Raw genomic sequence first — 14687 nt, 5'->3', positions numbered from 1 at the left:
ACCACTGTACCGCGCCATGGCAGTCACGCCGCACCAGTCGACAGTGCGCGTTAATACTGAAAAACAATGACATAGAACGAATGATAACTGGCGCAACAGCAGGCAGTTGCGTAGGATCCGTCGGTTACCAACTATTTTGTGCCACCCTTGCCGTGGCAGAACCTTTAGATACAAGGCGCGTTTGATATGGATTGGGTGTCAGTCATCCCCCCACTGGTGGCGATAATCGTCGTTTTCTGGAAAAAAGAAGTCATTCTGGCGCTACTGCTGGCCGTGCTGTGCGCCGAGGCATTGCTACTTACTGTGAATAACAGCGGTAGTCTGCTGCTGGCCCCCATCAACGCCATCGAACAAGCCATTAATACCGCAGCGAGCCCCGGTAATACGCGGGTTTTGATTTTCTCAGTGCTGGTCGGTGCATTACTGGCCTATATCCGGGACTCTGGGGGCGTCACTGCCACCGTGAACTACCTGGTGGGAAAAGGCGTTGCACGGGGACGTCGTCAGGTTGGCGGGATCACGATGTTCACCGGCATTGCGGTGTTTATTGAATCAAATTTAAGTGTGCTTACGTCGGGCATTTTTGCACGGGGTCTGTTTGATAAGTTTAAAATGAGCCGTGCGCGCCTGGCCTACATCATCGACAGTACCAGCGCACCGGTCTGCATTCTGATTTTGCTCAATGGCTGGGGCGCCTTTGTGCTATCCATGCTTGAAGGTTACGAATTAAGTGGCTCCGCCGCCAGCATTTTATGGGGCAGTGTACCGCTTAACTTTTATGCGCTTTTTACACTTGGCATTGTCGCCTATACCATCGCCCGCGATAAAGTACACGGGCCGATGAAAGCCGAGGAAGCACTCAAACACAAAACTGACAGCGCGCCGGAAATTCAGCCTGCGACTAAGGCCCGCTACATGCTGGTACCGCTCATTGTCATGGTGCTGAGTATGGTTGGCTTTATGCTGTGGACCGGCAATGGCAGCATTGCCGACGGCAGTGGCAGTAAATCAGTACTTTACGCCACCGCGCTGGCGACCGCAGTGGCTTATCTGTTGCTGCTTGGGTATGGGCGTTTCACGCATCAGCAGGCCGTCAAAGTAGGCTTCAAGGGCATGGGTGAACTGCTGCCCCTGGTCACTATTGTGCTGTTGTCACTCACGTTAGGCAATAGCCTCAAAGCGTTAGGTACTGGCATTTTTGTAGCCGGTATTGTGGGCGAATATCTGCCACTGGTCCTGATTGTACCCATGTTGTTTCTGGCAGGGGCCGTGATGTCGTTTACCACAGGCACATCCTGGGGCACGTTTGCCATTCTTATACCCATTGGCGTGCCCCTGATCCAGACGCTTGGGCTGCCCCCCTCTCTGGTGGTTGCCGCAATACTGGGAGGGGGCATATTTGGTGATCACTGCTCGCCCATTTCTGACACGACGGCCGTGTCATCGCTGGCTGCAGGCTGCGATGTCCTCACCCACGTGAAAACCCAGTTGCCCTACGCGCTTGTCGCCGGTGGCATGACACTGGTAGCCTACTTCATTACCAGCCTGATAATGATTGGATAAACCCATGGTTCGTTTCTTATACCTCTTCATCTGTTTGCTCGGAGTGGCTGGCTGTGCCAGTGACCCGCAACCGTCACAGCAGGCTGTTGCTATGCCAGACACCTTTAGTGCTCAGGCTGCCATGGCGGTGCTGGATGACGGTGGTAACGCCGTTGACGCCGCAATTACCGCTCAGTTTGTGCTGGCGGTGACCCTGCCCGAAGCCGGTAATATTGGCGGCGGTGGCTTTATGACCATCGTCAAAGACGGCGAACAGCGCTTTCTGGATTACCGTGAAGAAGCGCCGGGTGCCGCGCACCGTGATATGTACCTGGATGACGAGGGTAAGGTAAAAACCAGAGAGCCCTTATTCGGCGCGAAAGCCTCCGGTGTGCCTGGCACGGTCGCTGGCATGTGGAAAGCCCATCAGGCGTACGGCACGCTGCCCTGGGCGCGGTTGCTGGCACCGGCAATTGCCCTGGCCGAAGATGGCTTTGTCGTCCCTGCCCATCTTGCTGATCGCGTCGCAAAGTACATAAAGCGTACTTCACAACGCGGTATAGAGACTAATTTTGCCGACCACTTTGGTGATATAGAGAGCAACCAGCGCTTTGTTCAGCCTGAACTGGCGGCAACCCTGCGCCATATACAGCAGCACGGCCATGACGGCTTTTATGCGGGAAAGGTGGCGTCGCAGATTGAAGATTTTATGGAAGATAATGGCGGCCTGATCACGACAGATGATCTGGCAGCGTACCAGGCAAAGTGGCGTCAGCCGTTAAGTCTTTCCTGGCGCGATTTTACGCTGGTTACCGCGCCGCCACCAAGCTCAGGCGGCGTGGCCGTCGCGCAGTGGCTGAATATGCTGGAAGCTTATGCCACTACCCATACTATGCCAGCGCACAACTCACCCGATTATCTGCACGTAATGTCCGAAATTGGTAAACGGGTATTTGCTGACCGCGCCGAATACCTTGGCGACCCGGACTTTGTTGATGTGCCCGTGGCGGCACTCACCGATCCCGCCTACTTTGCGCGGCGAGCCAGTGACATTAACCCCACCGCAATATCGCCGTCAAAACCGGTAGAGCCCGGTTTGATTGAAAGTGAGGACACCACGCATTTTTCTATCGTCGATAAACACGGTAACGCGGTCTCGAATACCACTACGCTAAACCTGTCATTTGGCAGTGGCATGGTTGTAGCCGGTGCGGGCTTTTTGCTGAATGACGAAATGGATGACTTTAGTGCCAAGCCGGGCGTACCCAACTTTTTCGGCGCAATTGGTGGGGAAGCCAACGCCATCGCCCCCGGTAAACGGATGCTGTCTTCCATGACGCCTACCATCGTGCTGCGCGATAACGAGGTAGCACTGGTCACCGGCTCGCCTGGCGGAACCACGATTATCTCATCGGTGACCCAGACCATTCTTAATGCACTGGCTTTCGAACAAAACGCAACAATGAGCGCCAATGCGCCCCGTTTTCACCATCAGCTATGGCCCAAAGACACTATCCGTGTTCACCCAGGTTTTGACACCGGCACCCTCAAACACCTGGAGCAAATGGGCTATACCCTGGATAGACGCCGGTTTGGCGACGTGCAGCTGATCAAGCAGGACAGCACCGGGCTCAGCGCAGCGTCTGAACAAAGCGGGCGCGGTGAGGCCATGGTGCGGGACGCGCACACCGACTAGTTCTGTTTATTACGGATACTCGGGTCGCTCAGATAGGTAATACCATTCACCGAAAATCGTAAAATATAATCGTGCAGCACGCCTTCGGGCGTGCCATCCACATTTTTATTGCGCACCACCAGCGTCGACCGACCCTGCTGGTGTACCTGAAACTCACGGGCATTTTGCGTACTGGAGGCATGTCCTCGCCACAAGGTGTTGAATTGGCTGACACCTTGTTCACGACTCGCGGCATAGGCAGCCATTATGGTTTCTTTTTCAGCGACTTCATTCATTTCAAAAACTTTCAGGTCAAATTTTCGATAGCCGTCAGGAAAGGTAAAACGAATAAATTTCTTGTTTTTCGGAAAATCGATAATGTCTATTTGCTGGCCGTCCCGGAATAACAGCAATTCATCAACCGCATTGGCCACCTTCAGCTCAACGTCAATGGTATGTGGATTAGCCGCGGCGACGGCGCTTAACGCTGCCATCAGGCAGATCACGTAACGTAGGTATGTCTTTTTGTTCATTGTTGTTTCCTTTGTTGGGGATCACGGAGGCAGGCTTAAGCGTTAATGCTCTGGCCAAGCCGAATGGCTCGCCTGCCTCCGCGCGGGTGGCAGCGAGGTAAGCCGTGTATCGATGCCTGGCTTTAGCTTTACTAACTCAGGGTAATTCCACAGTGAAGGTGGAACGCGCGCCACCATCGACATGAGCACATCTGTGCGTTGTGTGAGCAGCGCCTGCTCAAGCAATGCAACAAGATGGTATGGACTCGCGGCAGTGTCGGGCAGTGCGTCTACCGATTGTCGACGGTAGCTGGCAATACGCATCTGCCACAACTGCGCCGTGGGATCATCGGTGGCAAACAGGTCGCGCTCATAGGACTTGGCCTGCTGATACTTAGTCTGCGCAATAAGCAACCGCCAGTACCAGTAGTGGCGCTGATAAAAAGCTGACCGCCAGTAGCGGTTGCTTTGCTGCGGTATCTCAGGGTCGATGGCGAAACTTTTATCCAGGTGATATTGGGCAGCAGCTAGATCCTGAGCAAGAATATGCGCCTCGCCAAGTCCTGCGTGAGTGGCGGATAATATTTCCTGCCAGTTTCGATTATTACGGTCGTAGTCAACGATCTGCTGCATGCTGGCAAGCTGGTCCTGGTACGTCGCGATAGCGTTGTCGACATTGCCGCTAAATAGCTCTATTTTTGCCAGGCGATTGTTGGCAAGAACAATATTTACACGAGACTGATAGCTTGGCTCGAGCTGCTGAATGCGGCTGAATAGCTTCTGCTCACTGCGATAAAAACTTAATGCTTGGGTGAGTTTTAGCTGCTTTTCGTGGGCCGAGCCCAGCCACGAATAAATATCTGCCAGCGTTGCTATGGCGTCCATGTCGGAAGGTGTAAGCGCCACCACCTTGACCGTCGTGGCCGCCGCCTGCAAAAAATTCTGAATAGCCTCGTCGATTTCGCCCCGGGTATCCGCCAGCGTGCCAAGGTTTGAGTAGGCATATGCCACCTCCATCATCGCTGAGGGGCTGTCAGGACGCAGCGCTACCAGTCGGGTAGCAGTATCCCGGTAGCTAATAAACTGTGCTTCTGCGCGGTCCAGCTCATTCGACGACCAGTAAGCATAGCCTAGCCAGAATTCTGCCTGCGCTTGTTCAAACACAAAGGTATACTTGTCGGGCGTCTGCCGGGTAAGTGCCCTGGCTTGTTCCAGGCTTTGCTGAAAGGCCCTGACAGCCTGTTTTGCCGCATCCAGTTCCATGTAGACACTGCCAATTTGATATAGTGCTTTGGTTCGGTTGCGCAGACTGTCTGCCGTTGTTTCGGTCGGTGCCATGGATGCAAAATAATCCATAACTTTTTCACCGATAGATTGCATCACATCCAGTCGACCTACCTTTTCGAGCTGGCTGTGCAAATCGTCAATTAGATACTCAATCAGATCCTGACTTTTCGCTAAGTTACGCTCTGCCGCTAACTGATTTTGCCTGGCAAAATAAGACGCCCCGAGAGCAATCAGTGTGATAGCAAACAAGGCGACGATAGCGGCATACTGCAGCCGCCGAGCCCGAGCGACCCGCTTGAGTGATGCATTAACGTAGCGTTTAAGATCTTCATCCAGAGTCAGGTCACTGTTGAGTAATGCCTTACCGTCTTCTAGTGGTTTACCGCGATTGAGCAACAAGGCCGGATCCTTACCGGCAGCAAGCCAGCGCTGTCCCTGTCCGGACATGCGATTGCGAATATTCAGCAGACTGCGGTTTACTTTCAGCCATTCGACAAGCCGTGGCCAGTGGATAAACAGCGACTCATGCGCAAGCGCGACGACATCAACATTATCGGGGTTGCGTTCGCTGACCAGCAAGCGCGCCGCCAAAAATGCTGCCACCAGCTGCCCTGCATGGACATCCACATTTAACTTTTTGTGGCTCACCCATTTGCGCAGGTATCGCTGATTGGTATCGCCATTAATTAGTTGATTAAATACACTCGCGAAACAGCGTTGCACCTTGTCACTGAGGCGGCTGAAGACCGCCTCCGCGTGACTGGCTATCGCGCCTTCAATGCCGCCCAGCGCGTTGTATTGTTTGAAGGTCAACATGCCGCTGGGGGTGCGGCTTTCATACAGTTGCGACAGAGTAAACTCAAGTAGCGGCAGGCTTTCCGGTGAGCAGGCTGCACTCTCGGCAATCACTTCATCTAACGGTGGCTGTCCATGTTCGCCAGCTTCAAAGTGCAACCGCGCGGCGTGCGCGGGAATCGTGATCATCTGGCGCAGATTGAATAGCGTGGGTGGCGTGAGATCGAGCTGGCCGCCTTGCTGCTTCATTGCCATAAAAGCTGGAGAGCCACCTAAAAGGTGATAGCAGTCACTCCGTAATGTCGCCACAACGATGATATGCAGCGATTCCACCAGGCGCTTGATCAGGGTTGAGAAGCGCTTTTGTGTCGGACCATCGATAGCGGCAGAAATATATAACTCTTCAAGCTGATCAATCAGCAGTACCAGATGAAACGGTGGTGGCTTGTTGGCCATTGCCTGGTCTACCAGCGAGATAAAGTCATCAGGCGCCTGTGCTGCCAACTTCGCCAGGCGTGGTATGTCATGACTAGAGACCAATGAGCCGGCGCTTTGCGCTGACAACGCAGCTACCAGCCCCTTGAACGGATCGCCTTCGACATCAGCAGGGCACATTACACCTCTGCCAAGCATCCCATCGCGGGGCAGAAATGGCGCGTTATATAGCGCCGGCAGGACCCCTGCACGGGCGACACTCGATTTACCCGAACCACTCATGCCGACAATCAGCAAGAAGGGCTGATGAGCCTGCATTTTCACTTTCAATTTTTCCAAAGCTTCCGCTATTGCATCATTTCGCCCGCAAAACACACTGGCGTGTTCAAAACGAAACGCTTTCAGTCCCTGAAACGGGTTGCCGCTGTACCACTGCCGCTCCTGGATCATCTCCTTTTCGCTGAGGTGCGGAAGGTGGCTGTCCAGCCAGCGGTACAGATGGTTTTCAGCCAGGCTCTCAAATTCAGCAATAGTGGCGTAGGTATGAAAGGCCTTACGTACACACTGGCTGTCATCGACAAAGTGCGTGGCAAAAAACGCATTCACTTCATCAGCATACTTACCAGCATTGTCCATGCGCCGGTACACCATGATCGATGGCTGTCCAGATTGTTGCTGAGCCTTCAGAGCCGAAAAAAACTCAAACTCTGTACCGGTCATTGGCCCCTTAAAGGTGGGCGGGATAGCCTCTTGTGGCAGTGGCGTCCCCATACGCTGCCACAGGATCAGTATGAAGATATCCATGGTAGCCGGATCGGGAAGTTGCGGCTGAAAGGACGTATTTGCTTCAAGTGGCAATTCTTCCCACAGGGTAAGCGTCAGCTTGCTGCGGTGCCCAAACACGCGACGCAATCGCTCTACAACACCTGCGATAAGTGTTCGCTCCAGGGCCACATCTCCGGGTGATGACACAAACAGATTGCAGGTATGCATGACGAACGGTCCGCGCTACGCGAGTTAGTTAGCGTAGTACAAAAACTGTACTTCAGCATAGTTGCCGCCTGCGATTACCGCGAAGAATATTTGTCGTATCACTCTGACAAATTCACGTTTTAGGTCTTAAATAATAACTGCGCCCGATCATCAGTCAGTGAATGGATGACACTATGAATAAAAATAACGTACAGGATCAGTATGCCCGATTCGCCGAGAACCCACTGGTACCCATGACCCTGCGTGTGGCGGTAGCCGGACATCGGGAAAATGCCAATATACGGGCTGACAATGCGGAGCTGGTTGCCCGCATCTCGCACCTGTATGACCAGCTTCACGTTCAGCTTTCCCGCTGTCATCAGCATCCTAATGCCGCTTCGCTTTATGCAGACGCACCACCACTATTACGTTTAATTTCTTCGATGGCTGACGGCGCTGACAGACTGCTCATCGAGCCGGCACTGGTCGCAGAGGCCTATGAGCTAGCCTGTATTCTTCCGTTCAGTGCCGACGAATATGCCCGCGACTTTGATGCCACCAGCCAGCAATCCTATTACGCTCTACTTGAAAAAGCCGGTTTTAATACGCCTCAATCGCGTGTGCTGGAGCTGGACGGTGATCGTCGGCTAAGTGACTTTGCTTATCGTGACTGTGCAGAGAACCTGGTGAGAAACTGCGACCTGCTCGTTGCCCTGTATGATGGCAAAGAGCGGCCAGGTTACGGCACTGCATGGACCGTGAATCTGGCGTTAGCTCAGAAAATACCGGTTATCTGGATTGATAGCGAAAATCCTGATGCGATGTATTTTATACACCATCATCAGGGCAAGGTTAGGCAGCAAACTTTTTCGGAAGATGCGCTTTATGACTGGCTCGGGCATGTGTTGTTATTCGATACGCTGTTAACCTGCGCCGAAAACGGGCAACAGGATCCGCTTACGCAACAGGTGCTGGCGCGTTTTTCAGCATTTGCCAGTGAAACGTGTCTGGCCTTATCGCCAAAGCAACAACCGGACTTTAACGATGACGGTCCCATCAGGTTAAAGACCACGAAATTCAGCCCGCTCCAACACGGTTTTGCGCTGCTCAAGCGGTTTTTTACTTCCCCCAATGCCATCGACAAAGTAGCTGCCAGTCACCGCGATCGCCTTCCCGATCAGGCAAAAGTGATGGCACAAAGCAAAGCCGATATCGGGCCTGTTGAGTCTGTCGCCAGTCATGGTTATTTTGCTGCATACCTTCGCGCAGACAGACTGGCAAGCTATTATGCCGCACAACATCGCAGCACCTTTGTGTTTATTTATTTGCTGGGCGCTGCTGCACTGATTGTGGCTGCGCTGGCAATTGCACTTTCGGATCCCGCGATCTATGGCAACAGTTCCGCGTATTGCGCCGCTGTGGAACTGGCATTGCTGCTGTTAATTTACGGGCTGTTCAGACGCGACAAACATAAAAAGTTGCATGATCGGTGGCTTGAGTACCGCTGTATTGCTGAGTTTCTCAGGCCCAGCTTATTTTTGTCGTTGCTTGGCAGCCATTTTCCTATGCGCCGCTACTGCGACAACGAAGAGGTGGTTAGCCGTAATTTGCTGGGTCATGGTAGGCCCGAGCGGTGCTGGGCCTATTTGTATACCGAAACCGTGCTGCGCTACATCGGCTTTTCAGGCTACAAAGTTAATCACAACTATTTAGATCAGGTCATTAGCGTGATCCGCAGCCAGTGGATAGCGCAGCAGTATCAGTATCACACACGTAACGCCATCGCTATGAACCTGATGGGCAGACGCCTGGCTCGTATCAGTGAACGCCTGTTTGCTGCCACCATTGTAATAGTGTGCCTTAAAGTGGCGAGCGGCCTGTTGCCCGCACGCTATTATCTTATCTCCAAGGTATGTGGCGTGCTCGCGGCCTGGTTTCCGGTATTAGGCACCACCGCATTTGCCATACGTAATCATGCGGAATTCGATATTTCTGCCCAGCGCTCGTTAAGTGCCCGGGAAACACTACTGGGCTACAACCACCGGTTGCAGCAGCTATCAACGCAGCCAGTGCGCCTTAAAGCACTTGACGAGTTATTGCGGGACCTCACTGCAGAATCGATCACAGAAACAGCCAGCTGGCTGGAAATTTACGAAGTAAAAGAAACCGAAACCGTCTAGGGAAGGTGGGTGTTTATTCGCTGATTAGCTCTCCACGATCTAGTGGTTACGAAGTGCCTCAATCAGCTCGTTTTTCGACATTTTAGAACGTCCCTCAATGCCGATTTCCCTCGCCTTGTCATACAACTCCTGTTTAGTGCGGTCCTCATACGGAGATGCTTTCCCGCCTTTTTTAGAGGGGGAATATGACGTGTTGGCCTGTGCGTTGGCAATACGGGCAGACTTTTCTTTACTGTAACCCTGCTCACGCAATGCTTCGTAGCGGCTGTCATCCTTAATCTGTTTACCATGCTTACTGCTCATCATTCACCTCATGTGCCGGATATTGAAGGCTCGCCCACCAGTAACGGTGAGTATCCGTAATTAACTACGAAACATTTGCATCTGGCGTTCAGAAGTCAGTGTGTTTGCTGCCATCTTGAAGATGGCAGTGCCCCTGCAGAAATCTCAGGTTGCGAACAGTTGCCCGGGATCAGCGAACGCCTTGAGTTCTAATGCATTGCCGTTGGGGTCCCGAAAGAACATTGTGGCCTGTTCACCTGGCTGTCCAACAAAGCGCAGGTAGGGTTCGACAATAAACGCCACCCCCGCCGTCTCCAGCCGATGCGCCAGTGCCTTCCAGTCATCCATATCGAGCACCACACCAAAATGCGGCACTGGCACTGCGTGTGAATCAACCTGATTGGGTGCCGGCTCCTCTGGCATTGCCGCGACTTTGTGCGTCACCAGTTGATGACCAAAAAAATTCCAGTCAATCCAGTGCGCATCACTGCGCCCGCGTTCACAGCCAAGCAGTTCACCATAAAACGCGGCTGATGCAGCCAGATCAATCACCGGTATTGCCAGATGGAACGGTTGCGGCATACTTGTTTCTCCTTCCTAAAGTAATTTCTTAAGAATACTACGCTTGAGTGATGTATACGGCGGGTAGCGGAACGCGACGTCAAAAGAAAATCCGCGTCGCATTACAGATTTGAGGTGGCTGAATGTATCAAACCCGGCACGCCCGTGGTAGCTTCCCATTCCACTGTTACCAACCCCACCAAACGGCAGTTCAGGGTTGGTCATAAACAGCATGGTATCATTCACACAGACACTGCCTGCACTGCACTGACTCAGTACCCGTTGCTGCAACTTATCGTCACTGGTAAACAAATACAACGCGAGAGGTTTAGGACGTGCCCGGACTGTTTCTATCGCATCTTCCAGGGACGCCAGAGGAATGATGGGCAGCACCGGCCCGAAAATTTCTTCCTGCATTAGATCACTTTGCAGATCCGGATCGACAACCAGCGTCGGCGCCATACGAAGCGCCATTTCGTCGACCTCTCCACCATAGTGAACACTTACTTCTTCAACATAACTCTGTAAACGGCGCAGATGCCTGGCGTTGATGATTTTTCCATAGTCGGCAGACTGCAGGGGATTCTCGCCGTACTGGGCATGTAATTCCGCTTTAATCGCGGCGACAAATGCGTCCACATGCTCCTGCTCTACCAGCACATAATCCGGTGCGATGCAGGTCTGCCCGGCATTCATCCATTTCCCCCACACAATGCGTCTGGCTGTCACCTTAAGATCGGCACGTTTATCAACCAGACAGGGGCTCTTCCCACCTAGTTCCAGCGTGACCGGTGTCAGATGCGCTGAGGCAGCCCGCATCACTATTTTTCCTACTGCTTCCCCACCGGTATAAAAGATATGATCCCAGCGACAGGCAAGCAGCGCAGTACTCTCATCTTTGCCCCCCTCAACCACGGCAACGGCTGAGCTATCTAAATATTTTGGTATTAGCTCAGCGATAACTGCAGACGTTGCAGGCGCCAGCTCAGAAGGTTTGAGGACCGCGCAGTTACCTGCTGCTATTGCGGCCACAAATGGCGCCAGCGTCAGCTGTAGTGGGTAGTTCCAGGCGCCGATTATCAGCACGGTTCCCAGTGGTTCTGGTAATTGATAACTCTTGCCAGGCCACGCAACAAGCGGCGTACCGACTTTACGCGGTGAACTCCACTTTCCCAAGTGTTTGCGGGTATGCGCAATATCGCTCAGCAAAAATCCAATTTCTGACGCCCAGGCTTCCATTTCACATTTTCCCAGATCACTTTTCAGCGCCCGCTGAATAGCGACGTCATTATCACTGACAAGCGACTCCAGTGCATTAAGTTGCTGGCGACGCCAGTCGAGCGAACGGGTTTTGCCCGTCGCAAAAACGGCGTTGAGATTATCAAGTAATGGTTGCATTGATGGGATCGCCAGATCCGACTCGGCCTGTGCTGTAGGGATCATGATCCGAAAACACTCCTGTAGAGACGCTGTGGTAAGTTAACCTGAGCAGTTGAGAATAGAGGAGTGTCAGCACCTTGGCAAGCCTGAAAAATCAAGCGCTGTACGAAAACAGCCTGCATTAAGCAGGCTGTGGATAAATCAGGGGATAAGCTATGGATCTACTGTGATCCTGACCGCGATCAGGCGTCGTAGGGGTGACGTAACACTATGGTTTCATTACGATCTGGTCCGGTTGATATAATATCCACCGGCACCCCGGTAATATGTTCCAGACGTTGAATGTAGTTTTTAGCGGCGGTGGGCAGCTCTTCGTAACGGGTCACACCAAAGGTTGACTCACTCCAGCCAGGCATTTCTTCATACACCGGCTCAACCAGATCATAACCATCTGCTGCCATGGGCGGCACATCTTTGACATTGCCGTCAGCGTCTTTGTATCCGATACAGATTTGCAGCGTATCCAGCCCATCAAGTACATCCAGTTTAGTGAGGCAGAAACCGGTGATCGAGTTAATCTGCACCGCGCGTTTCATTGCTACTGCATCAAACCAGCCGGTACGGCGCTTACGTCCGGTTGTCGCGCCGAATTCATGGCCTTTTACACCTAAGTGCTGACCGACGTCACAGTCCAGTTCAGTTGGAAACGGGCCCGATCCTACGCGCGTAGTATAGGCTTTAACAATGCCCAGCACATAGTCGAGTTTCATTGGGCCGAAGCCCGCGCCGGTTGCAACTCCACCTACAGTGGTGTTCGATGACGTCACATAGGGGTAGGTACCGTGGTCAATATCCAGCAGTGTACCCTGTGCACCTTCGAACATAATTGGCAGCCCGGCCTGGTGTGCCTTATCCAGCTCGTCGGTCACATCAACAACCATGGCTTTCAGCATGTCGGCAACGGCCATCGCCTGCTTCAGGGTTTCGTCGTAATCGACGGGCTCTTCTTTATAGTACTGCGTAAGCGTAAAGTTATGGATGTCCAGCACATCTTTCAGCTTGGCAGCAAAGTCTTCGGCATTAAACAAGTCGCCAACCCGCAATGCTCTGCGAGCCACTTTGTCTTCGTAAGCCGGACCAATTCCGCGCCCTGTTGTGCCAATTGCTTTACTGCCCCTGGCTTTTTCACGGGCCACGTCCAGTGCAATGTGATACGGCAGGATAAGCGGGCAGGCTTCGCTGATTTTCAGGCGCTCTTTTACTGGCACACCACGCTCTTCAAGCATCGTGATTTCTTTCATCAGCGCTTCGGGACTTAACACCACGCCGTTGCCGATAATGCAGCTTACATTATCGCGCAGAATGCCTGAGGGGATGAGATGAAGGACGGTTTTTTCACCATCAATTACCAGCGTGTGACCGGCGTTGTGACCGCCCTGATAGCGGACCACATACTTTGCGCGATCAGTGAGAAGATCTACAACTTTACCTTTGCCTTCGTCACCCCACTGGGTGCCGAGTACCACAACGTTCTTTGCCATGAATCATATGTGTTAAAAAATTAGGCGTGGATTCTACAAAATTATCGCCGTGTGATCATCTGTTTTATGCGCAAAAAATCAGCGCAATCCATTCAATGCGCGTTGAATTTTCAGGAAGTTTTCGGGATTTCAGTGACTTGAAAGGTAATACAGCGTCACAACACCGATCACAACGAATACCCCGCCAACCTGGCGTAGCTGGTTCGAAGGCTGCTGACTGATCTTTAACAGATACAGTCGCCAGCGATCCGGGAACAATAGCGGGCCAAGCCCTTCAATAACGCATACCAATGCCAGTGCAGCCCACAGCCATTCCATCGTCATTACACCCCTGCATGTTGCTTAAGGCATGTCAGATCAATGCTGTCGGCAGTGTGGTACAGCCCCAGCCCAAAACGTATGCGATCGCCTCGGTAATCGGTAAAGATCCCCTGCTTACGCAACCAGGCAGCAAGCTCTGCGGTGGTGTCTGCATCAGGGAGCTGGAAGGTCAGGAAGTGGCCACGATTGTGGGTGTCCTTAACCAGCAGGTTGTCGCGGTTTAACTGTGGGTGTCCACATTCGTCAAGTTTTTCAAGAAATACGCGTTGCAGCGACGATACATGCTCGTGAATATCGCGCACGGTGATGTTGTTATCCTCTAGCAGCTTGAAAACCGCACGCAGGCGATACAGGGCGCTAAAATCCATGGTTGCGCCGGCGAAGCGCATGCCATCCTGGCTGTATTGCACCTGCCCGTCGCGTGGCTTATCCAGCGCGCCGAACTCGGCATACCAGCCGGTGTGAGCCGGTCGCAGTGTGCAGCCTGGCGGCACGTGGGCAAAACACACGCCCTCCCCGGCCTGGGCGTATTTATACCCGCCGGCAAGAAAAAAGACCCGAGACTGCATCTTGCTGATATCAATCGGACGCGCCATAAAGCTGTGGTAGCCGTCGATAACAATGATGGTGTTGGGATTGTCGATGGCATCAACAATAGTCTGGATGTCCTCAACCGCGAAGCCGGAATTGAAAAAGACCTGGCTGAAGAAAACGACGTCGGGGTGGGTGTCCCTGATTTGCTGGATAAAGCGCTCGGTAAACGTAGCAAACGGCATGCTGGACGTCGATACCAGCGTCACATGTTCATGCTCGGCCAGCCGGTTTGCCTGTCGGTGAAAACTGTGGAATTCACTGTCGGTGGAGAGAATAGTGAGTGGTTTGCCAAAATCAAAGCAGCTCAGTATGCGGTAGACCAGCTCGTGTGTATTCGGCGCAAACACAATTTGTGCCGGATCATCCGTCCCCAGTATGTCGCTGATCGATGCCTGTAATGCCGGCACGACATCAGAAAAAAACACCTGCCATTTATCGTCAACATGCTTTGCGCTGTCGTCCCAGTATTGCAACATCGCTTCCCGGGTCACATCCGGCCAGTAATAATGGCTGTGACAGGCGTAATGTTGTTTGCCCTGATTGGCCGCTAAAAAGCGAGAGTAAAAGTGTTGGTACATGGTGATATACAGTGTGAAAATTCCGCTTCGCA

11 protein-coding genes are annotated in these 14687 nt (G+C 52.7%); 3 read left to right on the top strand and 8 right to left on the bottom strand.

What is annotated here, in order from left to right; translation table 11 throughout:
- The first annotated feature begins 186 nt into the window (after positions 1 to 186).
- Together IE054_RS05235 and ggt are read left to right on the top strand one after the other, a co-directional pair.
- Positions 187 to 1563 (top strand): Na+/H+ antiporter NhaC family protein, encoded by a 1377-nt coding sequence (locus IE054_RS05235; RefSeq protein WP_189404074.1) that lies wholly within the window; start codon positions 187 to 189, stop codon positions 1561 to 1563.
- Between the two features lie 4 nt (positions 1564 to 1567).
- A complete protein-coding gene (gene ggt / locus IE054_RS05230) occupies positions 1568 to 3238 on the top strand; it encodes a gamma-glutamyltransferase (protein ID WP_189404072.1) in 1671 nt (556 codons plus the stop codon).
- On the opposite strand, the gene IE054_RS05225 is transcribed toward ggt, so the two are convergent.
- Both IE054_RS05225 and IE054_RS05220 read right to left on the bottom strand, forming a co-directional pair.
- Positions 3235 to 3750 (bottom strand): hypothetical protein, encoded by a 516-nt coding sequence (locus IE054_RS05225; RefSeq protein WP_229805010.1) that lies wholly within the window; start codon positions 3748 to 3750, stop codon positions 3235 to 3237. The two genes, ggt and IE054_RS05225, sit on opposite strands and share 4 nt — an antisense overlap.
- 42 nt (positions 3751 to 3792) lie before the next feature.
- A complete protein-coding gene (locus IE054_RS05220) occupies positions 3793 to 7239 on the bottom strand; it encodes an ATP-binding protein (protein ID WP_189404070.1) in 3447 nt (1148 codons plus the stop codon).
- Positions 7240 to 7412: 173 nt separating this feature from the next.
- Here IE054_RS05220 and IE054_RS05215 point away from each other — a divergent pair, with 173 nt between their 5' ends.
- Positions 7413 to 9398, top strand: coding sequence for a TIR domain-containing protein (locus IE054_RS05215; protein ID WP_189404069.1), 1986 nt, complete (start codon positions 7413 to 7415; stop codon positions 9396 to 9398).
- A 39-nt stretch (positions 9399 to 9437) separates the two neighbouring features.
- Here the strand turns inward: IE054_RS05215 and IE054_RS05210 are convergent, their stop codons facing one another.
- The 6 genes from IE054_RS05210 to IE054_RS05185 all read right to left on the bottom strand — a co-directional run bounded on the left by IE054_RS05210 (position 9438) and on the right by IE054_RS05185 (position 14655).
- Complete coding sequence (locus IE054_RS05210) at positions 9438 to 9704, bottom strand: DUF7218 family protein (RefSeq protein WP_229805009.1); 267 nt, start codon at positions 9702 to 9704, stop codon at positions 9438 to 9440.
- Between the two features lie 141 nt (positions 9705 to 9845).
- Entirely contained in the window at positions 9846 to 10262 is a 417-nt protein-coding gene (locus IE054_RS05205) for a VOC family protein (RefSeq protein ID WP_189404067.1), read from the bottom strand.
- A 15-nt stretch (positions 10263 to 10277) separates the two neighbouring features.
- Positions 10278 to 11684, bottom strand: coding sequence for an aldehyde dehydrogenase family protein (locus IE054_RS05200; protein WP_189404065.1), 1407 nt, complete (start codon positions 11682 to 11684; stop codon positions 10278 to 10280).
- A 179-nt stretch (positions 11685 to 11863) separates the two neighbouring features.
- The gene (locus IE054_RS05195; RefSeq protein ID WP_189404063.1) at positions 11864 to 13162 is read right to left on the bottom strand and encodes an adenylosuccinate synthase; all 1299 of its coding nucleotides are present in this window, start codon (positions 13160 to 13162) and stop codon (positions 11864 to 11866) included.
- Between the two features lie 129 nt (positions 13163 to 13291).
- Positions 13292 to 13480: a DUF2065 domain-containing protein gene (locus tag IE054_RS05190; RefSeq protein ID WP_189404744.1), complete on the bottom strand. Its 189-nt coding sequence runs from the start codon at positions 13478 to 13480 to the stop codon at positions 13292 to 13294.
- A 5-nt stretch (positions 13481 to 13485) separates the two neighbouring features.
- Positions 13486 to 14655: an aminotransferase class V-fold PLP-dependent enzyme gene (locus tag IE054_RS05185; RefSeq protein ID WP_189404742.1), complete on the bottom strand. Its 1170-nt coding sequence runs from the start codon at positions 14653 to 14655 to the stop codon at positions 13486 to 13488.
- Between the last annotated feature and the right edge of the window lie 32 nt (positions 14656 to 14687).

It is taken from the genome of Alteromonas halophila, assembly GCF_014651815.1.
In the GTDB taxonomy this organism is placed as follows: Bacteria; Pseudomonadota; Gammaproteobacteria; order Enterobacterales; family Alteromonadaceae; genus Alteromonas; species Alteromonas halophila.
This window is presented reverse-complemented; position numbering and strand designations above follow the sequence as displayed.

Coding starts and splice junctions, on each gene's coding strand:
- IE054_RS05235 (WP_189404074.1), top strand. CDS start 187: ATGGATTGGGTGTCAGTCATCCCCCCACTGGTGGCGATAATCGTCGTT.
- ggt (WP_189404072.1), top strand. CDS start 1,568: ATGGTTCGTTTCTTATACCTCTTCATCTGTTTGCTCGGAGTGGCTGGC.
- IE054_RS05225 (WP_229805010.1), bottom strand. CDS start 3,750: ATGAACAAAAAGACATACCTACGTTACGTGATCTGCCTGATGGCAGCG.
- IE054_RS05220 (WP_189404070.1), bottom strand. CDS start 7,239: ATGCATACCTGCAATCTGTTTGTGTCATCACCCGGAGATGTGGCCCTG.
- IE054_RS05215 (WP_189404069.1), top strand. CDS start 7,413: ATGAATAAAAATAACGTACAGGATCAGTATGCCCGATTCGCCGAGAAC.
- IE054_RS05210 (WP_229805009.1), bottom strand. CDS start 9,704: ATGATGAGCAGTAAGCATGGTAAACAGATTAAGGATGACAGCCGCTAC.
- IE054_RS05205 (WP_189404067.1), bottom strand. CDS start 10,262: ATGCCGCAACCGTTCCATCTGGCAATACCGGTGATTGATCTGGCTGCA.
- IE054_RS05200 (WP_189404065.1), bottom strand. CDS start 11,684: ATGATCCCTACAGCACAGGCCGAGTCGGATCTGGCGATCCCATCAATG.
- IE054_RS05195 (WP_189404063.1), bottom strand. CDS start 13,162: ATGGCAAAGAACGTTGTGGTACTCGGCACCCAGTGGGGTGACGAAGGC.
- IE054_RS05190 (WP_189404744.1), bottom strand. CDS start 13,480: ATGGAATGGCTGTGGGCTGCACTGGCATTGGTATGCGTTATTGAAGGG.
- IE054_RS05185 (WP_189404742.1), bottom strand. CDS start 14,655: ATGTACCAACACTTTTACTCTCGCTTTTTAGCGGCCAATCAGGGCAAA.